The sequence below is a fragment of the Dysgonomonas massiliensis genome (assembly GCF_900240225.1).
Lineage (GTDB): Bacteria > Bacteroidota > Bacteroidia > Bacteroidales > Dysgonomonadaceae > Dysgonomonas > Dysgonomonas massiliensis.
Genome location: NZ_OEPV01000006.1, coordinates 109,754 through 130,154 on the forward strand (window position 1 = coordinate 109,754; position 20,401 = coordinate 130,154).

The following is a 20,401-nucleotide window of genomic DNA, read 5'->3' on the forward strand; positions in this document are numbered from 1 at the left end:
AGGGGTTACTTAGAAGAAGTAAGTTAAGTTAGCTTCCCAAGACTGGTATTTCTTGTCTTTCAAATCTTTGACTCTAGGCTCGTCGGTTTTGAAATTCTCAGTCAATCTGCATTTATAGTTCAAACCTAGGTCTACATGACTAAATAGGCTGATGCCAAATCCTGCGTTGATACCGAATTCGAAGTTCTTCGATTTGAAGTTATTCACAGTCTCTTGCGATACTATTTCTTTCAAATCTCCACCATCTATCTTCACTGCAGCGTATGGACCTACTGCTCCGTAGATGCCTACGATTCCTAGATCGAATCGTTTCTTAAGATTTAGAGGGATTGCTACGTATTTGTAATCAGTTAGCTCGAAAGTCGAATCATATTTATTATGGTCTTCGACAGAATATTCTTTATGTCCATAAAGAACTGAAAGGTCGAAGCCCCAACCTGTAGGTCCGCATAATTCAAGTGTTGGCCCTATCGAGTATCCTAGTCGGTTTTTAGCGTTGAGGATATCTGATTTTAACTTGTGGTCTATAATACCTACGCCTCCTTTTATTCCTAAACGGAGTTGGGCTGTAGCGGTAGCTGCAAAAGCAAATAGGCATATTGCAAGCAATGTTATAACTTTAGTCGTTTTCATAATTTTCAAAATTAGAAGTGTAAATTATTAAACAAAGATACTAAAATCTTGATTTCTCAATTCTGATTGGGTTATAAGTTTAGTTTCATGTTCTTTGGGTACTTAATGCTATAGCTTATTTTATAGATTTTTGTTTCGCCCGGTTTTAGCGTTTCTTCCCAAGTAATTACGCCCAATTCAGGCTTGTTGATTGTTGGTCTGGTCGTGTTCTGATCAATGAGTTCGACGACGATATTTTTTTGTGTCGATATTGGATACTGATCTTTCAGTACCATTTTGATGTCTTTGTTTTGATTGTTTTTGACCGTTAGGTTGTATGTGAAAATTTGCTGAGTATCATTACCCAAAAATTTAGTACTGCTATAGTCTCGCATCTTTTCGCGTTTGACTACAACCCGATTATCGCTTCCTAAAGTCAATGTCAGTAGTTTCGAAGTGCTGCTGGCATCTATCAGAGATTCTCCCACATATGTGCCATCGTAGGTAATATTGGCTTTGCCGTTAAGCAAGTTCAATTTTTCCCAATTATCTATTTCGGCAAGCAGATAGGTTTCAGGATTAAGTTTAGGCGCTGAGTAATATTTGTAATCAGCCATGATTTCATCTTTTTTCAATGTAAGAGACTGTTCTTTGCCGTTGCCGGGTACCGAGAATGGAAGATCTATATTGTAAGAGATATTCAGATCGTTGTCAGATACGTAGATGTGATCACTCATGTTGTCTTTAAGGGTAATAAGTACTACACCATCTTTTGCTCTTGATCCATAAAGTGCTGTCGCTGATGCATCTTTTAGTACTTCTATATTCTTTATGGCATTCGGATTAATATGTGTTGCTTGATCCGCATCCATTGGCATCCCATCTACTATGTAGATGGGCCCTGGAGGGGGTATTGGCATTGAGTCTCTAATTATGTTCTTTCCATATTTGTTAGCTTGAGAGATTGTGTCTTGAGAAAAATTAAGTCTATTTTGCTCTTTGTAAGAGTAGCTATTCTGCATCGCATTATTGATACTGGACATTCCTCTTATTCTTATATTATTGGCTGCCTTTACTTCTTCTAAAAACCATGTACTGAATAGAGGTGCAACTTTACCGTTACTGGGTGTAGCTGTTGATAAGGTGAGCTTTATTTTATCCCAATCGAGTCCTGTGATTTGGCGAACTTTCGCCTTGCTTTCTATTTGTATGAGCTTATCTGTCGATGGTATGTTGATGTCGTAGAATGGTGTCCAAGTGGCATCGGTTGTATAATAACTTATTTCGAAAGTCGAATTTGTAGCTGTTGGGGAGTTAAGTGATAAATTAAGAATTCCCGATGATATGTTGTTTTTGATAGACTCTTGCTTCAGTTGTTTTGTTAAGCGCTCGATAATCTCGTTATATTTATCAATCTGTTTTCTATTCGAGCTAAGTACTTTTTCTAAAGCGCTCCTCTTGGTTTTATAGTAGTCCATAGTTTTTACCAATTCGTCTATACCCAGCCCTTTCTCTGAACCTGAAACATTTTTGTCAGTACTTTTCTTGAGTATATCAGCAAGCTCGTTGTTTATCTTGAATTCGGTATTAACTGCATTAACTTTCTCTGTATATAAATCAATCGAATCTTGAAGGGTTTTTGTTTGTTGGTTTTTATTCTTCACTTCAGATAGATAATCAATAGAGAATTCGAAAGAAGAAATTAACACTCCGTTCGACGCTTTTATTTTGAGACTGTTTTTATCTATCTTAGGACTAATCCCTTCAATAACGATATTGTTTTCGCCTTGCTTCAGTTGAATGCTGGTTGTCTTGTGTTTGAGTTCTGCTCCAGTAAAGAAAACAGTAGCTTCTTTTAGCTCAGCCTTGATTGGTTTGGTGTCAGCAAAACTTTTAGATGTGCAAACGATTATAAGCAAGATAAGGATCGATATTTTTGTATTCATGGCCTTATTGTTTAAGGTTTATATTGGGTCATAACTTTTGCAAGGTATATAAATTTTCACGAAAAAACCCCACAATTTAACTTGTAGGGTTCGTATTCTTAATTAAAATTATTGTTCTTTATAGATTTATCGTTTTCATGTGGTTCTTCAATGTATTTGAATACATTTCAAGAATTTTTGATCTTAAGAAGTTGATATCCTGATCTTTCTTTGGTATTTCTACTTTGTCGAGTTGTTTCTCCAAATATGCCTCAAACTTTTCTTTGTCTTGTGATGTGTATTTGTCGTTGAAGCGATTTTCATTGTATAGCATTTCGTATGCTATATAATTACAAGGGAAAATCTTATAATTGCTATATATTTGATGATCTATAGCTTTACAAGCCATTTCAACCTGAACGCGTTTATCCGATTCAACTTCACGAATCTTATCAAGACTGTCATTTATGTTTTTACCGAAATGTATATATACTTGGCCTTTATCTCCTAGTATGCCGGTTTCCATGCTGAAAAGGTCGTCTCGTTTCGATTTCTTAAAGCCGGGAACGTCGCGTTTAAGTTGGAACTCCTGAGCTTTCAAATAATCGCAAGGATCATACTCATAAGAAATAGATACAGGCAATACATTTGCATCTTTCAGGTTGTCGATAAAGTTTCCACCTTCCGGAGCAAGTGATAGCATTTTGAGTACGCTTTCCTGAGTTTTGTCATTTGCGTCTTTAGCTCGTCCTTCACGCTGAGCCATCCACACTGATGACTTTTTCTCATTCACAGCGTAGTGAATATATGCTGATAGATGTTTAGATACTTCCAGCATCTGACGGACAGATACACCACGGCGAACTATAAAGCTTTTGTTGAGCCTTACTAGTGTCTCGATCCATGGGTGGATTAATAGATTATCTCCAATTGCAATTTCGGTCGTTGGGTAGCCATATTTGACCATCAATATGTTGAGAAAAGCAGAGTCAAGAACGATATCTCTGTGGTTTGTCAATATTGTATAAGCTTTGTCTTTCTCAAGGTTCTCCCAGCCTTCGCCATCCAAACCATCCGTAACTTTTGCTGCTAAAGCCCACATAACGGGCGAAATCATATTGCTTTGAAAATCCTCGCGGCTTTTGAAGCTACGCATAGTTGCCGAGAATTCTTCCCAATCGATATTGGGGATTACATATCCGACAGCGTGCTTAAATCCCGGATCTTCTAATAGGTCATTGATTGCATATTTTACTACGTTGTCAGGTAGCGGAGCAATATCATTAAATCTTGTACTATCCATATTCTGAATATTATTTCTGATATTCGTTTTCAATAATGTCATTTAACACATCGGTCATCGATAGGCCTGCTGCTTCAACTTGTTGTGGTATAAAGCTTGTAGCCGTCATGCCCGGAGTAGTGTTTACCTCTAGTAGATAAGGTATGTTATCTTCCTTGATGATATAATCTACACGGATGATTCCTTTCGCATCTACTAAGTTATATATTTTAGATGTTAACTCTTGTATCTTATTTGTCAAAACTTCTGAAATTTGAGCAGGAGTTACCTCCAAAACCTCACCTTCGTATTTCGCGTTGTAGTCGAAAAACTCGTTAGAAGTGATAACCTCAGTTATTGGTAAGATTACTTCTTTGTCTTTTATTTTGTAACAGCCACATGTAACTTCGCGTCCTTGCATGAAGCTTTCGATAATAACTTCGTCGGTTTCTTGAAGTGCCGTATCTATTGCAGTCGGTAGTTCTTCTATTGATTTGACTTTTGTAGTAGCAAAACTAGACCCTCCGGTGTTAGGCTTTACAAAAATAGGCAGTCCTAGATCCGAGATTATCTGTTGCGCATCGTACGACTCTCCTTTTTTTATATAGTGAGATTCGGCAACTTTTATATCGAAGTTCTTTAGGAACTTATTGCATAGGTATTTATTGATAGTCAAAGCTGAAGCCATCATTCCACAAGTTGAGTATGGAATGTTGATCATGTCAAAATAACCTTGAAGGCGTCCATCTTCTCCAGGTGTGCCATGTATTGTTATGTAGGCAAAATCGAATTTTGTTATATTGCCTTTAGAGTCAGTAAAGCTGAAATCGTTCTTGTTGACATCGAAAACTTCTCCTTCAACGTCTACTCTCCATGCATCACGGCTAATTTGTACTTTGTATACATTGTATTTTTGCTTATCCATAAAGCCATAAATACCTTGCATGCTCTTAGCTGAAACTATCATCTCGGATGAGTATCCTCCCCAGACAATTGCTATATTTTTCATGTTCATTAGTTTTACTATTGTTCAAAAATTTCTCTGTTGGCAATATATCCCCTCCATTTGTCAATAAGTTGACTCATGTCGTCGGGTATAGAAGTTTCGAATAGCATTTCTTCTCCAGTACGTGGATGCACAAAGCCTAGTGTGCGAGCATGTAATGCTTGTCGTGGGCATATGCTGAAACAGTTCTGTACAAACTGTTTGTATTTTGTAAATCGAGTTCCTTTCAGTATCTCATTACCTCCATAGCGTTCATCATTGAATAGGGTGTGTCCTATGTGTTTCATGTGAACACGTATCTGATGAGTTCGACCAGTTTCGAGACGACATTTTACTAACGTTACATAACCAATCCTTTCTATAACTTCGTAATTTGTAACGGCAGCTTTGCCTTGCTCTCCATCGGGAAACACTGTCATTTGTTTTCTGTCTTTCGGACTTCTTCCAATATTTCCTTCAATGCGTCCTCTATCAGCTTCTATTAAGCCCCAAACGAGTGCTACATACTCCCTTTTCGAAGTCTTATGAAAGAATTGAGATGCTAAATGCGCTTTTGTCTTTTCGTTCTTAGCGATAACTAAAAGTCCCGAAGTGTCTTTGTCTATACGATGTACTAACCCAAATCTGGGATCTTTCGGATCGTATTCAGGAGTGTCTTTCAGTCGCCATGCTATAGCGTTGACTAATGTGCCATCCCAATTACCAAACCCGGGATGAACAACTAGCCCGGCTTGTTTATTTATAACCATTAGATCTTCGTCTTCATATACAATATCAAGAGGAATATCTTCTGGAACTATTTCCTGATCTCGTGGCGGACGCGCCATCATGACGGTTACCACATCGTTAGGTTTGACTTTGTAATTCGATTTTACTGAGTTACCATTGACTAAGATGTATCCAGCATCAGCTGCATTTTGTATCCGGTTGCGCGATACATTGATGATACGTGTACTCAGGAACTTGTCAACTCTTATTTGTCCTTGACCTTTGTCGGAAATAAAACGGAAGTGTTCGAAAAGCTCTCCGTCGTTTTCTTCAGTTTCAATGACAGTGTCGGACGTGAAGTCGTCTATTTCGTCGAAATCGTCAAATTGATTTTCGTTTATCATTAGAAAAAAGATTCGTCTATAGGTGGAGTTTGATTTAATTGACTATCAGAGTCGTCTAACATTTCGTCATCTATTCCGCCTCCAGCACCTACTACAAGTTCAATTCTTGAACCTTTAGGAATGCTTGCGCCGGATTCCAGTTCATTGCCACGATACAAGACTTTTATGACTAACCCTTTGAATTGCGAAGGTTCTTCAATGATACTTATGTTTGTAAAGCCTAGAGCTTGAAGTTGTGCCTCGGCTTGACGGCGAGAATAGTCTTTCAAAGGAGGGATGCTTACCATCTGTTTGCCTTTAGCTTGTATAATAAGGTAGATAGTACGTCCTCGTTTTACTTTCGTATTTTCTTTCGGAATCTGTTCTAAAACAGCACCAGCCTTAGCGTCTGCTCGGTACACCGAGTCTACTATTTCATAGCCTAGCTCACTTTTGAGTAGTATATCTGCAGCAGTAGCCTCTTGAGATCCTTTTACATCAGGCACTAGGACGGATTCATCGTGCTTAGTATACACGTCTAGTGCTTGTAGTGTAATGAATATCAAGACTAATGATATTCCTATCATCGCTAAAAGAGATGTCAAGATTGGGCTAAAACGTTGTATTATATTCTTTTTTTCTTTTTTTGCCATATTTCAATGCCGGATAGCGTTGTTTTAAACTGCAAAATTAAGAAAAAATGAGTCAGTATGATTTTTTTTGTTCTATAATGTCTCTTGTATTTCATAAAAACCCTTAAACTAAAGGTTTATGATTATGGAGCAAATGCAAAAAGACCAATCTCAATAAATGAGATTGGTCTTTTATTTGTTAATATCAGAATGATTATTCGCCTTTTGTTATTGGAATCTGACGTTTTACTCCTTGGCTAAGTGAGATCATAGTTTCGGTAGCAACTACGCCTTCGATAGCTTGTATTTTGCTATTCAATAATTCCATCAAATGTTCATTGTCGCGTGCATAAAGTTTTACCAGAATAGTAAATGGACCGGTTGTGAAATGAGATTCAACGATTTCCGGAATTTTGTCTAATTCAGGTATAACAACTTTGTACATAGAGCCTTTTTCTAGCTTGATACCTATATAAGTGCAAGTATTATAGCCTAATACTTTAGGATTGATGAAATATCCTGACCCTACAATCACATCCATTTCTATCATACGTTGTACACGTTGATGGATGGCTGCTCGTGATACACCGCACTCTAATGCTACATCTTTGAATGGAATTCTTGCATTTTGCGATATTATCTCCAGAATTTTTTTGTCAAGTTTATCTATTTTCTGCATGCTTATTTAGTTTTTTTGATTTATTTCTAATCAAATGTAATGTATTTTTTGCTAAAAAAATGCTTTTTTTGAATAAAAATTTATCAAAATGCTATTTTAACATTTGAGGGCGAATCTGTCATTTTGTTATTTTGACTTGATAACCTTGATTACTTCAACTTCGAAAACAAGTGGAGAAAAAGCTTTGATAGCTCCTCTTTCCATTTCTCCGTATGCTAAATCTTGAGGAATATATAGTTCCCATTTCGATCCTTCAGGCATCAATTGTAGGGCTTCGGTCCATCCTTTAATAACTTGAGTTACGCCGAATGTCGCTGGAGTACCTCTTTCTACAGAACTGTCGAATACTGTTCCGTCAAGCAATGTTCCGTGGTAGTGAGCTTCTACTTGGTCGTTTTCAGTTGCGATTGGACCATTGCCAGCTTTGATGATTTTATATTGCAATCCGCTAGGAAGTGTAACAACACCTTCTTTTTTTGCATTTTCTTCGAAGAATTTTTTAGCTATAGCTTCTTGAGCTTCTTTAGCTTCACTTAGTTCAGCCGTTTTTTTTGCTTCAGCCGCTTCGTTTGCTTTTTTCATTTTGTTGTCTAAGAATGCAGATGGATTTTCTAGCACTGCTTTAGAACCTGTAAGATTTACTGCTATAGCAGAAGCAACTAAGTCTTTGCTTAATTTACCTTCTACTCCTTCTCCAAATAGTTGCTGTTCAAGTCCGGGCATCATTTGTTCCGATATCTGACGACCTACCATCAATCCGCTGTAGTAATTGCCTTGCGATTTAGCAGATTTCAGACCTTCTGTAAGACCTCTTAAGAATTCAGCAGCATTACGTTTGTTAGCAGTAGATACTGAGTCCATTTTGGTTTTAAGGGCATTTTGAAGAACTTGTTTTTTTGCTTCGTCATTCTCCATTGCTATTTCGCGTTCCAATTGGTTCCTGTACATCATTGTGTCAGTTGTAACTCCCATTTGGGCAATGTATTGACCTAGGCCAGTGTCGTAAAGTTGGCTACCAAAGCTGTATGCGATAGAGTCGTTTTCAGTTTTTAATGATGGCTTTGTAGAAACTCCTCCGCCACACGATGTCAATAGTGCTAGGGCTAAAGAAAAAGTCCCTAACGATAATAATGAAAGCTTTTTCATATTAGATTATTAAAATTAATTGTTTGATATAATTGTTATTTCAAATTTATACGATATCTAGTAGCTCAACGTCGAATATAAGTGTTGAGTTTGGTTCTATGCTGTTGCCTGCTCCAGCTTCCCCATAAGCAAGATTCGATGGGATATATAGAGTCCATCTCGATCCTACTGGCATAAGTTGTAAAGCTTCTACCCATCCTGCGATAACCTGAGTTACACCAAATGTAGCTGGTTCGCCACGTTGGATAGAACTATCGAATACGTGTCCATCGATAAGGCGGCCTTCGTAGTGTACTTTAACCGTATCAGAAGCTACCGGAGTTTTGCCTTCGCCCTTTTTAACGATAGTATATTGTAGTCCGCTAGGAAGAGTTACTACACCTTCTTTGTTTTTATTTATTGCAAGGAATTCTTCTCCTGCTTTTTTGTTGATTTCAAGTCTTTCGCCTTGAAGTTTAGTGAAGTATTCGTTGATTACGTTTTTAGCTTCGTCGTATGACATAGCTGGTTCTTTATCTTCTAGAACAGCTGCGATAGCTTGCGAGAATGATTCGATATCTAATTTGTCTACTCCTGAAGCTCTGAAATTATTTCCGATGCTTAATCCTAATGCGTAACTGATTTTGTCCATATTTTTTGTTTTATCTGATTTGGTTATTCTGCAAAAGAGTGAATAACAGAATATTATTTTTTAACTCAAAATTCCGACAAAAATAAGTCTTTTAAAGCGAATTACATATTTTTTCAGCATTAAAAAACGTATTTTTGTAAGAGAGAATTTTATTAAAAGGTTAAAATTATGAAACACGTTGTAGTATTGACAGGGGCGGGTATGAGTGCTGAGAGCGGAATAGCAACTTTTCGCGATACCGGAGGTTTGTGGGAACAACATCGTGTGGAAGATGTAGCTACACCCGAAGGCTTTGCTGCTAATCCGCAATTGGTTCTGGAGTTTTATAATCAGCGTCGTCGCGATGCAGCTAATGCTAAGCCGAATGCAGGACACATAGGATTGGCTGAAATGGAGAATGATTATAAAGTAACTATAATTACCCAGAATGTAGATAATCTGCATGAAAGAGCGGGAAGTAGTAATGTGATCCATCTGCATGGCGAATTATCGAAAGTACGTTCAACGAAGAATCCTAATTTAATTTATGAACTTTCGGGCGATAAGTTAGACATACATATAGGAGATAAAGCTGAAGACGGGGGACAATTGCGACCGCATATTGTATGGTTTGGCGAAGCTGTTCCTATGATAGAAGAAGCTATTCATGTAGTTGGACAGGCTGATATATTGGTTGTGATAGGTACATCGCTGAATGTTTATCCAGCTGCAGGTCTCTTGAATTACGTGAAAGCTGGTACACCAATATATTTGATCGATCCCAATGATGTGAAAGCATATCGAAATGATATTTATTTTATAAAGAAAGGCGCATCGGAGGGCGTTGCAGAGTTACGTCATAGATTGAAATAAGAAAGTATCAACAATTTTAGTGTAAAGGGTTAAGAGTTATCTTAACCCTTTTTGCATAGTCTATACTTTGCCTTTCATTAAATAGTATTGTTGAATTTATTAGTGTTTGGTGATAGGTATTATGCTGTCTGATATGTAAATGCTATAGAGTCGGCATCTTATAGATTAAATCTATAGAAATTTACTTGTCTGATGTTAAATAATGTATATTTTTGAGGCTCTCGAAAAGAGAAAAGAATTTAACACAACGTAATTATATACAAATAATCAAACTATTTAAACTAAACAAACAATCTAATGAAAAATTTAAGTAAACTATTTTTAGCGGTGCTACTTTCTGTAGCTTTCTTTTCGTGTTCGGACGATGATAATGATTATGGTAAAAGTGATTTGAAAGGCACATGGATTGAAGAAAAGAATGAAAATATAGTAGTTAAGACCAATGATGAAAATATGACTAAAGTCATTGTTTGGCATATTGAGACAAAGCGTGATGCAGATGAAGTTCTGCTTTACTTTGATGGCAAAGGAGGAGGGTATGATGGCTGGTATGTAGAAGAATCTAATAAAGTTGCCTATTTTCGTGCTGACGACCTTTTTTATGATCTAAAAGATGACAAACTAGGTATCAAATATGATACTGATGCAGTATTTCAATATATTTCTGTGAAAATAGGGAATGGAAAAATTATGCTTCATGACGATGTAACAAAGGAATATTCCGAAGATATGGATGAATTGCAAAGAATCTTAGCCGAATATAACAACGAAACGAATAATGCTATAGAAATTGATATTCAAAATGTAGTAGTAGAAAAGGCAACTTATGATTTAGTACTAAAAAAAGTATCAGACGGAGAGGTCGATTATGAAGAATATATCGATTAAAATAGATTCTGTAAAATAAAAATAGCTAAGCATATGCTTAGCTATTTTTATTTTATTATAACTTATCTAAAGCTTGCTTTAAATCGGCAATAATATCTTCGTGATTCTCTAATCCAACTGACAGTCGTATTAATCCTTCTGCTATATCGCTAGCTTTAAGCTCTTCTGGTGTATAAACCGAATGAGTCATGCTTGCGGGGTGTTGTATTAATGATTCCGTATCTCCTAAGCTGACAGCAATTGAAAGCATTTCTACATTGTTGATTAGCTTCTTTCCGGCTTCAATTCCTCCTTTTAGTTCGAATGCAATCATGCCTCCAGGTAATCTCATTTGTTTTTTTGCAAGTTCGTATTGCGGAAATGAAGGCAATCCTGGAAACATAACATTCGTAATTGCTGGATGTGTAGTTAGAAACTCGGCTACTTTCTGTGCATTAGAACAATGTTTTTCCATACGTATTTCCAATGTTTTCAATCCACGAGTAATAAGGAATGAATCAAATGGGTTGATATTAGCTCCGGTCATGTCTTTTACGCCGAATAGTCGAACTTGCTGAATGAACTCAGAATTTCCAGCGACAAATCCTGCTACTACGTCTCCATGTCCATTTAGGTATTTAGTGGCAGAATGAACAACAGCATCAGCTCCAAACGACAAGGGTTGGCATAGGTATGGTGTTGCATAGGTGTTGTCAACCATCAGAATACAATTCTCAACCGAGTGAGCTATTTCGGCTATTGCTTCTATATCGCTAATATACATATTCGGATTAGCAGGAGTTTCGAAATAAATCAGTTTGGTATTCGGGCGCATTGCTTTTCTCACATTTTCTACGTCTCTTGTATCTACGAAAGTCACTTCAACACCAAAGCGTTCAATGCCATGGCTAAGGAATGCATAAGTACATCCGTAAAGTGTCTTAGCTGCAATGATGTGGTCTCCTTGTCGCACGCATGACCAAATAGCAGAAGTAATAGCTCCCATCCCTGATGAACAAGCAACTGCTGCTTCTGCTCCTTCGAGCAAAGCTATTTTTTCTTCTACAACTGTTGCTGTAGGATTACCCAGTCGAGTATAGATATATCCGTCTTCTTCGAGTGCAAATCTTCGACCACCTTGTTCGGCGCTATCGAAAATGAAAGTTGAGGTCTGATATATCGGAGAACATAAAGCTCCGTACTGATTTTTTTGAGCTCCTCCATGAATTGCTTTTGTTGCGAAGCCTGCTTTTTTGAGTTCTTCTTTTTTCATGTTTTTACGTTAGATTTAGGTGTGTTCTTCATCTGTGAAGATAATAATTTGTTGTGATGGATACAATAAAATGTAAGTGTTATTATGCTTTAATGGTTATATGACGTGTCTGTGGCTTTCTTTAAGGATGTTGTTTCTGGTTATTCGTGTCTAAATGTAAAAAAGATCTATTCAGGCTCTCTCTGTATGTAATGAGAGTGTGCATAAAACTTTCTCTATAATATAGCTTCGTGATCTTAGAATTGAAAATTAAAACGTATTTTTAATGGTATTAAGCAATAAATGTTGAAAACGATGAAATATAACTTTTGTGGTAAAAGCGGTTTACAACTTCCCGAAATATCTTTGGGCTTGTGGCACAACTTTGGAGATGTGGATGATCTCGAGGTTTCGAGATCTATGATACTCTATGCTTTCGAGAATGGAATCACTCATTTTGATTTAGCTAATAATTATGGTCCACCTCCAGGAAGTGCAGAAGCCAACTTTGGTAAAATACTAGCGCAAGAATTAAAAAGTCATAGAGATGAATTAGTTATTTCGTCGAAAGCCGGTCATTTGATGTGGAATGGACCATATGGAGATGGAGGTTCACGTAAATATATAATGGCTAGTATTGATCAGAGTCTGAAACGTACCGGATTGGAATACTTCGATATTTTCTACTCCCATCGTTACGATCCACGGACTCCATTGGAAGAAACAATGCAAGCATTGATTGATATAGTGAAACAGGGGAAAGCTTTATATGTTGGTTTATCAAAATATCCTGCAGATAAAGCTGCTGAGGCTTATGCTATATTGCGAAGCGAGAGAGTTCCTTGCCTCGTATATCAAGACCGCTACAGTATGCTTGTCAGAAATCCAGAAAAAGAACATATGGCTTTAAATAAACAAGTGGGAGTAGGCTTTGTCGCTTTTTCGCCTTTGGCTCAAGGACTCTTGACCGATAAATATTTGAATGGAATACCAGAGAACTCGCGAGCTCATAAAAGTACGGGCTTTCTTAAAGAAAGTGATGTGACGGCTTCTGTTATCCAGAAAATATCGCAGTTAAACAATATTGCTTCTGGGAGAGGACAATCGTTAGCCGAAATGGCTTTGGCTTGGTTGTTACATAATGAGAATGTTACTTCTGTTATTATAGGAGCAAGCTCTGTCGGTCAGTTGGAAAACAATTTAAAAGCTTCCAAAAATGTAGATTTCTCTCCCGAGGAATTAGCACTTATTGACGCTATTACGCGAGAATAATTAGATGTGAGTCACCAATTGATTGGAGCTTTTCCGTGTTGAGATAGATACTCGTTTGTTTTGCTGAAATGTCCATTCCCTAGAAAACCGCGATGGGCTGATAGGGGAGATGGGTGTGGAGATGTAAGAATCAAATGTTTATTAGGATTGATGAATGAGGCTTTTTTCTGAGCATAAGCTCCCCACAGAAGAAAAACCAGATTCTCTCTTTGATCAGCTAATTTATGAATTGCTGCATCAGTAAAAGCTTCCCAGCCTCGGTTTTGGTGTGATCCTGCTTTGTGGGCTTCTACAGTTAGAGTCGCGTTGAGGAGTAGAACTCCTTGTTTACTCCATCGTTCGAGATTGCCTGAATAGGGAATAGGTATTTGTAAATCCCGATTTATTTCTTTGTAGATGTTGATCAACGATGGCGGTAACTGAATACCGTCATTGACAGAGAATGATAGCCCGTGAGCTTGTCCGTCATTGTGATATGGGTCTTGGCCTAAGATGACCACTTTTACCTGATCGAAGGGAGTAGAGTCGAATGCATTGAATATAAGATTTGCGGGAGGAAATATTTTTTTTGTTTTATATTCATTTCTAACAAAATTGGTTAACGCAACGAAGTATGGTTTTTCAAATTCTTCGGTTAATTGTTTCTTCCAGCTTTCTTCTATTTTTACGTTCATAATTGGCTTGATGATTAACTTTTACTCAAAAGTATGCTTTTTTCGGGAGATAGTCAATTCGTAAATAATGTTTTGAGATAAAGATTGAATACTGTTTATATTTTTATACTTTTGTATTGCCCAATATGGCTCTGTAGTTTAATGGATAAAATAAAGGATTCCGGTTCCTTCGATGTGGGTTCGATTCCCGCCAGAGTCACAAAATGTTGAGTTTTGAGTTCTCATTTGTTGCGAAAATAGCTATTGCGTCAAAATCTATCTTTTTAAAGGGTAAACGACTTGTTTATGAGTCTGTTATTGATAGGGAAACACATCCATTGTCTAATTCTGTTATAAATGGAGATGTTTTGTTGTACTAATAATACGTTTTATATAATCATATAAGTAAGATGCAACATAGAGCAATTGGTCGATTCATAGTATATTTTATCGTTGTCATTCTGGCTATTCCCAATTCTTATGGGCAATACAAAATATCGGGATATATTGATTCTGAACAGAAACAAAGAACTATTTATTTGAGTCTGTTAATGTATGATGAAGAAACAATGATAACAGGAAATCAAATTCTTTTTTCGACCCAAACCGATAGCCTTGGATATTTTGAATTTAAAGGTCAATTGTTATCCGAAAAAGATAAACTTTACCGCATTCATTCGAATTCAGATAACTCAAAAGGTTTAAACTTAGTAAGTAATAGCGATGAAAGTAATTACTCTAATTTTATTTTTTCAAACTCAGATACTATTTGTTTCGAAAGTTTCCGCAGTAATTGGTTTAATCAATCAGAGAATACCAATAAGGCAGATTACGAATGGAGAGAATTTAAATCTTTTGAGAAGAAACTGATTGAAGGCTATTCACAGATCAAGAATAGTGAGGCAAGGCAACAAGCTATAAACAATTATGCAAAGAATGTAAAATCATATTGTGCTGAAAAAATCTCACATCCGTTGGTTAAGCTTTTAGCATTTGCTGGTATAAAAAATAGTAAATTAGACTTAAAAGCTGATTTTAAGAATGATCCAGAATATTACAATGATCTTTTAAACTCGCTTGAGAAGTATTATTCCAAGACATCATATTACCTACAGTATCAAGACGAAATTTCTAAAATATCTAATACTATTATTCAGGAAAAATATTCATTTCACAAAAGATTAAATTATGTTTTAGGTATTTTAATTCTAATTTCGATATTATATTCTGTCTTTCTTTTCAGAAAAACAAGATTATTACTAGTCAAAGAAGAACAATATGATAATCTTGATTCGACGTTAACTAATCAAGAAGAAAAAATTGCCAAATTAATATTAGAGGGTAAATCAAATAAAGAGATTGCAGATGAACTTTTTATTTCACTAAGTACGGTGAAAACACATATCCGGAATCTATATGCCAAATTAAATGTGACAAACAGACACGAATTGAGTAATAAATTCAAAAATCATACTGAGGATTAGTCCCTATTTCAACCCTGTATCAGCCCTATTTTAGATATTTTTATAAATACATTTATTTCCATAATTCTAAATATTTATGGAAATGAAAAAGATTCTTTTATTCTTTATTCTATTGTGTATTATCTTGCCATTTATTAATGCTCAGGAAAAAAACATCAACCAAGTTTTTCAATCTGCGGTAGAAAACTGTGAAGCTAAAAAATACAATAAATCAGCATGCGAATTCATGGAAGTGATAGAAATGGCTGGTGGAATTGAGAAATTGTCTGATTATGTTTTATTTCAAGGGACTATTATTTTCGCAGGGAATAACGATCAAGATACTTTTTTTAAAATATTTAATTATTTGATTGATCAGCGTTATTTTTCAGACCTTAAAAAGACAAGTGAGCAAATAGAATTTGAGAAATGGAAGGACACTATAGAATGGGCAAGTATCATTTCTAAAATTGAAGAAAATAATAGATCGCTTCCTCGTAGAACCAAGCAAAATGTACAGGCGAAGTTACTTGAAGCAAAATTTATTTTAGAAAATGATAATGGTAATCTTTGGGGATATCCTATATGGAATGATAGTCTAATTGTTATTGATTATGACAATACTATCTACAGCCTGACTAAGCTTTCGAACAGTAAAACGGATAATGATACACTATACTATAAAAAGATTGAGCCTGATGTTTTGTCTTTTGTAAACACTACTCAACCATATGATGAGAATGAATACGCGACTGTTTTGATCAATTATATGAATGATAAAAGTTCAACCATTATTCATGAATTGTTCCACCTTTTACAATTTAAATTTAGGAAATACGAAGGAAATCCTATTAATTATCTGGACGAAACTAATGCTCGTATTTTGCTTCGGCTGGAATATCAGGCGTTAAAAAAAACATTAAAAGCCATAGATCAAAATGAAGAAATTGATGAAGTGAAGAGCTATCTAAAAGATGCTGTTATATTTAGAAATGAGAGACAAAAACAATATACAGAATATCTAGGTGGGGAGTTAGATTTAGAAACATTAGAAGGTTTAGCTAATTATACTGGAATTGTCTTATCAAGCTACGAGAATAAATACGAAAAAGCTATAGCTGAAATCAATCAAAGAGAGAAAGCTGAAACTTATACTCGACCTTTTCCTTATGCGACAGGGCCTGGCTATGGGATGATTTTCGATTATTTGAATGTGCCCTGGCGGCATGGCTTAGACAAAATTTACAACTTTGCCGATATATATGAAACTTATATTCATAAATCGAAGCTTGAAGTTCCAGAAATAGAGTTTGAACAAGCAAAACAAAGAAATAATTTTGAGGAAATCCACAAACAAGAAATGAAAAGAGAGGAAATCCAAAAAGATTTGGTCAAATATTATACTGATTTACTTATTGATAGACCGGTATTAAGAGTTGCTTTTACTAACGATAGTTATAACCGTACTTTCAATATGAATGGAACATTAACTCTTAATGATAAAGGAATTGTATATTCGGATATAGTAGGAACAGATAAATCGGGTGGAAGAAACTTTGGGAATTTTTCAACTATTAAGGGCAAAGATAAATTAGGAGAATCAGGAGTTTTAAGTTATGAAAAAGATAATATAAGTTATTTTATTTTCCCTTTACCAATAGAGATAACTGAGACGAAAATTGTCGGAGAATTTTATATAATAGATCTAAACGAAAATTGGGAAGTTATAACTAAAGATGACGGAAATATGGAAGTCGTAAAAAAATGAAAAGAAAATCTTTGTGTTCAGGTAAGAGTCTGAATTTATGCGCTTCTATTTTGATGACTACGATATAATTCCTTATATTAAGACCTGTAAATAATTAATGATAAATGGCTATCGAGAAATCTGTTGTGCTAATATCGAATTTAAAAGAATTATTTTAAAATAAAATGGAGAAAGCTGATAAAATGAAACGAGTTAAAACTATTGTTATGGTTTTAGTTTGTGTTGTATGGCTATTAGTTAAGGCTACTCATCCTATGTTGCACATATTATTTAATTGGATTTTTTTGTTGATAGTTGTTTATCTATGCAAGAATATAGGTTCTAATTGGAATAAATATATATGGATATCTTTTCTTTATACAGTAATTAGTACTTTGTTAAAAGATCCTTGCGATATTGCTAGTGGAGATGGTGAGTCTATGGCAGTAAAAAGACTGATCATTTACTTCGATTTACTTTTTATTAGTATTGTCTGGATTGTTCTTATACTAAGAAATAGTACTGAGGACAAGATGTTTAAGCTTAATGTTCTATATGTCATATTTATAGCTTTAATATCTTTGGGTATATATTCCTTTATCAATATAGCCTACTTTTAGGGTAGGCTATATTATTTTATCTCAATAAAAATATTTTCTTTATTTAGCTTTTATCTGATATACTTTGCCTTTCTCTGTTTCGAAAGAATTTAAGTAGTATTTTCCATCAGTCTTTTGTTCGGTTTTGGCTCCGATCACTTCAATCGGCACATCTGTCCGAATAGTACATTTTTTACCTAGATTCGATTTTATTGAAGCCGCCTTCAATTGATTATTGTTCCATGTTATATCAACCTCAAAATTACCTCTAGCTTTCAATCCTTTGATGCTGCCCTCGTTCCAATTAGTAGGTAAGGCTGGTAATAAGTGTAGCTCTTTTAAGTGGCTTTGCAGCAACATTTCCATGAAACCGGCTGTAGCTCCAAAGTTGCCATCAATCTGGAATGGTGGATGTGCGTCGAAAAAATTTGGATAAGTACCTCCTGCACCACCTTGACCTTCTTCTACATATTGCATTAGCTCACGAATCATTTTGTATGCATGATCGCCATCAAGCAGACGGGCAGCAAAATTTATTTTCCAACCTTTGCTCCAACCAGTACCTTCGTCTCCGCGAATCTCGAATGTTTTCTCGCAAGCTTTAGCTAACTCAGGAGTTGTGAGAGGTGAAATCTGTCGTCCAGGATGTAGGCCAAACAAATGAGAAAGGTGGCGATGTTGAGGGTCTTGATCCTTATAATCTTTAGCCCATTCCTGCAATTGGCCTTGCGAACCAATTTGATAAGGAAGTAGCTTCGCACGTTTTTCAATAAGCAGTTTCCTGAATTTATGATCAATATTCAAATCTTCTGAAGCTTCTATCAAATTCGTAAATAGATCGCGAATTATAGCAATATCCATCGTTGAACCTTCGGTAACCGAATGAGTACTTCCTTTCTCTGTAATGAATAAAGCTTCAGGAGAAGTTGATGGCGATGTAGTCAAATAACCATCTCTCTCAATTAGCCAGTCAAGACTGAAAAGAGCAGCTTCCTTCATTACTGGATAAGCAGTGCTTTTCAGAAATTCTTTGTCTCCTGTGAAACTATAATGCTCCCATAGATGCTGACTTAACCAATTGCCTCCCATAAACCATCCGGCCCAGCTTGGATCACCATCTCCGAAATCACCTACAGCGTTACTCAAACCCCAAATGTCAGTATTATGATGTGCCACCCAACCTCTGGTCCTATAAAACTCTTTAGCTGTTACAGCTCCGGTTTTCGCTAGATTTGGAATAAACTGCAATAAAGGTGTGTGCATTTCCGAAAGATTTCCAGCTTCGGCTGGCCAATAATTCATTTCGGTGTTGATATTGATAGTATAGTTTGAACTCCATGGAGGACGGAACTCTTTATTCCATATTCCTTGAAGGTTAGCAGCAGAACCGCCTGGTCTAGATGACGATATTAACAGATAACGGCCATATTGGAAAAATAGGCTTTCTAATTCAGGGTCATGATTACCATATGAGTATAATTTCAGACGAAGATCTGAAGGAAGTCTATCATTAGTCGCCTTTGTCATTTTTCTGTTAGGTAATTCAAAGCTCAGTCTGTCAAAATATTGTTTATAATCTGCAACATGGTCTGCTTTTAATATTTCGAATGATTTTGTTTGCGCTTTAGCAATATATCGCTCTGATATTGCTTTTTCGTCTTTACCTTCACTGTCCGGGCATTTGTCAAAACCATTGAAGCTGGTTGCAGCTGAGAATAATACAATTACGCTATTCGCATTTTTTATATGTATTCCATCCTTGTCGGCAGTCATAGAACCTCCATTAGGAATAGCCTTCAATATACTTTGAAAACGCATTCCGTTGCAGCCACTTATATCTTCTTGTAAAATAGGATCACGTCCTTCTTTATTGTAATAATTTGGATCTACACGAGCCGGAGCTTTTCCGCTCATGACTAATTGGTCGTTTCCTTTGAAAGAAACAGTATGTTTTAATAAGCTGTTTAATGATAAATCGAGATTTATCATCCCTTCTTTGTCTGCAGTGAAGCGGATAACCATTATGCTATCTGGTCCAGAAGTAAATACTTCACGATTATATTTTACTCCTTTATGTTCAAATTTAGTAGTTGCAATCGCTTCATTCAGGCTTAGATCACGATAATAGTTCTTGAAACGACTTTTATCTTTATATGATTGTTTTATATGCAGATCACCTAAAGGCAGGAAGCTTTCACTATAATATCCTTGCATTTTTCGGCAAAGATCGTCTGCTAATTTATATTCTCCTTTAGCCAATGCTTCACGTATAGGTTTTAGATATTTGTGAGCATCAGGATTGATGTTTTTTTTCTGAGGACCTCCTGACCATAACGTACCTTCGTTCAATTGGATTAGTTCATTCTCGGTATCACCAAAAACCATTGCCCCAATAAAACCATTGCCTAGAGGTAGAGCCTCTGTCCATTTCTTAGCAGGTTTTTCATACCATAGTTTAAGATTGTTTTGGCTAAAAGCCCAGACTGATATTAAACTAAGGAGTAAAAAAATTACAGCTTTCTTATTCATTGTACATTGTTTTTTATTTTGATGCCTCAACTCAGGAGTTCAACTCCGTAATGAGAACATCGTATTTCTAGGTTAGATTTATGCTTGATTCTGCTCAAAAATATTTATTATATCATTCGAAGAATAGCAAATCTGGTTAAAACCATACGCAAAGGTTTGCGAA

At 35.9% G+C, this 20,401-nt stretch carries 17 protein-coding genes and 1 tRNA gene; 6 read left to right on the forward strand and 12 right to left on the reverse strand.

Annotation, left to right across the window (positions count from 1 at the left end):
• Nucleotides 1-9: 9 nt before the first annotated feature.
• From C1A06_RS07465 to bamJ (C1A06_RS07505), 9 genes are all read right to left on the reverse strand, one after another.
• On the reverse strand, nt 10-633 hold the full coding sequence (locus C1A06_RS07465; RefSeq protein ID WP_101689621.1) for a porin family protein: 624 nt from the start codon (nt 631-633) through the stop codon (nt 10-12).
• A gap of 71 nt (nt 634-704) precedes the next feature.
• The gene (locus C1A06_RS07470) at nt 705-2,558 is read right to left on the reverse strand and encodes a DUF4139 domain-containing protein (protein ID WP_101689622.1); all 1,854 of its coding nucleotides are present in this window, start codon (nt 2,556-2,558) and stop codon (nt 705-707) included.
• 118 nt (nt 2,559-2,676) lie between these two features.
• Nucleotides 2,677-3,840, reverse strand: coding sequence for a 1-acyl-sn-glycerol-3-phosphate acyltransferase (locus C1A06_RS07475; protein WP_101689745.1), 1,164 nt, complete (start codon nt 3,838-3,840; stop codon nt 2,677-2,679).
• Nucleotides 3,841-3,850: 10 nt separating this feature from the next.
• Nucleotides 3,851-4,834 (reverse strand): D-alanine--D-alanine ligase, encoded by a 984-nt coding sequence (locus C1A06_RS07480; RefSeq protein ID WP_101689623.1) that lies wholly within the window; start codon nt 4,832-4,834, stop codon nt 3,851-3,853.
• Nucleotides 4,835-4,842: 8 nt separating this feature from the next.
• Complete coding sequence (locus tag C1A06_RS07485; protein ID WP_101689624.1) at nt 4,843-5,937, reverse strand: RluA family pseudouridine synthase; 1,095 nt, start codon at nt 5,935-5,937, stop codon at nt 4,843-4,845.
• The gene (locus tag C1A06_RS07490) at nt 5,937-6,569 is read right to left on the reverse strand and encodes a PASTA domain-containing protein (RefSeq protein ID WP_101689625.1); all 633 of its coding nucleotides are present in this window, start codon (nt 6,567-6,569) and stop codon (nt 5,937-5,939) included. The genes C1A06_RS07485 and C1A06_RS07490 overlap by 1 nt, the downstream gene beginning before the upstream one ends.
• 193 nt (nt 6,570-6,762) lie before the next feature.
• Nucleotides 6,763-7,227 carry an Lrp/AsnC family transcriptional regulator gene (locus C1A06_RS07495; RefSeq protein WP_101689626.1) on the reverse strand — a complete coding sequence of 155 codons (465 nt, stop codon included), beginning with the start codon at nt 7,225-7,227 and terminating at the stop codon, nt 6,763-6,765.
• 126 nt (nt 7,228-7,353) lie between these two features.
• Nucleotides 7,354-8,373 carry a BamJ family beta-barrel-assembly machinery protein gene (bamJ, locus tag C1A06_RS07500; protein ID WP_101689627.1) on the reverse strand — a complete coding sequence of 340 codons (1,020 nt, stop codon included), beginning with the start codon at nt 8,371-8,373 and terminating at the stop codon, nt 7,354-7,356.
• 46 nt (nt 8,374-8,419) lie between these two features.
• Nucleotides 8,420-9,004, reverse strand: coding sequence for a BamJ family beta-barrel-assembly machinery protein (gene bamJ / locus C1A06_RS07505; RefSeq protein WP_101689628.1), 585 nt, complete (start codon nt 9,002-9,004; stop codon nt 8,420-8,422).
• Nucleotides 9,005-9,172: 168 nt separating this feature from the next.
• Here bamJ (C1A06_RS07505) and C1A06_RS07510 point away from each other — a divergent pair, with 168 nt between their 5' ends.
• Together C1A06_RS07510 and C1A06_RS07515 are read left to right on the forward strand one after the other, a co-directional pair.
• A complete protein-coding gene (locus tag C1A06_RS07510) occupies nt 9,173-9,856 on the forward strand; it encodes an SIR2 family NAD-dependent protein deacylase (RefSeq protein WP_101689629.1) in 684 nt (227 codons plus the stop codon).
• A 297-nt stretch (nt 9,857-10,153) separates the two neighbouring features.
• Nucleotides 10,154-10,744: a hypothetical protein gene (locus C1A06_RS07515; RefSeq protein ID WP_101689630.1), complete on the forward strand. Its 591-nt coding sequence runs from the start codon at nt 10,154-10,156 to the stop codon at nt 10,742-10,744.
• A 55-nt stretch (nt 10,745-10,799) separates the two neighbouring features.
• Here C1A06_RS07515 and megL read toward each other — a convergent pair whose 3' ends face one another.
• A complete protein-coding gene (gene megL, locus C1A06_RS07520; RefSeq protein ID WP_101689631.1) occupies nt 10,800-11,996 on the reverse strand; it encodes a methionine gamma-lyase in 1,197 nt (398 codons plus the stop codon).
• A gap of 294 nt (nt 11,997-12,290) precedes the next feature.
• Here megL and C1A06_RS07525 point away from each other — a divergent pair, with 294 nt between their 5' ends.
• Nucleotides 12,291-13,247, forward strand: a complete 957-nt coding sequence (locus tag C1A06_RS07525; RefSeq protein WP_101689746.1) for an aldo/keto reductase — start codon at nt 12,291-12,293, stop codon at nt 13,245-13,247.
• An 11-nt stretch (nt 13,248-13,258) separates the two neighbouring features.
• Here C1A06_RS07525 and ung read toward each other — a convergent pair whose 3' ends face one another.
• The gene (gene ung, locus C1A06_RS07530) at nt 13,259-13,921 is read right to left on the reverse strand and encodes a uracil-DNA glycosylase (protein WP_101689632.1); all 663 of its coding nucleotides are present in this window, start codon (nt 13,919-13,921) and stop codon (nt 13,259-13,261) included.
• Nucleotides 13,922-14,048: 127 nt separating this feature from the next.
• Between ung and C1A06_RS07535 the strand changes: the two genes are divergently transcribed.
• The 3 genes from C1A06_RS07535 to C1A06_RS07545 all read left to right on the forward strand — a co-directional run bounded on the left by C1A06_RS07535 (nt 14,049) and on the right by C1A06_RS07545 (nt 17,131).
• Nucleotides 14,049-14,120 (forward strand) — tRNA-Arg (locus tag C1A06_RS07535).
• 190 nt (nt 14,121-14,310) lie between these two features.
• Nucleotides 14,311-15,384 carry a response regulator transcription factor gene (locus C1A06_RS07540; protein WP_221405680.1) on the forward strand — a complete coding sequence of 358 codons (1,074 nt, stop codon included), beginning with the start codon at nt 14,311-14,313 and terminating at the stop codon, nt 15,382-15,384.
• Nucleotides 15,385-15,466: 82 nt separating this feature from the next.
• Entirely contained in the window at nt 15,467-17,131 is a 1,665-nt protein-coding gene (locus C1A06_RS07545; RefSeq protein ID WP_145996363.1) for a ligand-binding sensor domain-containing protein, read from the forward strand.
• A 638-nt stretch (nt 17,132-17,769) separates the two neighbouring features.
• Here C1A06_RS07545 and C1A06_RS07555 read toward each other — a convergent pair.
• Nucleotides 17,770-20,238, reverse strand: coding sequence for a glycoside hydrolase family 95 protein (locus C1A06_RS07555; RefSeq protein ID WP_101689635.1), 2,469 nt, complete (start codon nt 20,236-20,238; stop codon nt 17,770-17,772).
• Nucleotides 20,239-20,401: the final 163 nt, after the last annotated feature.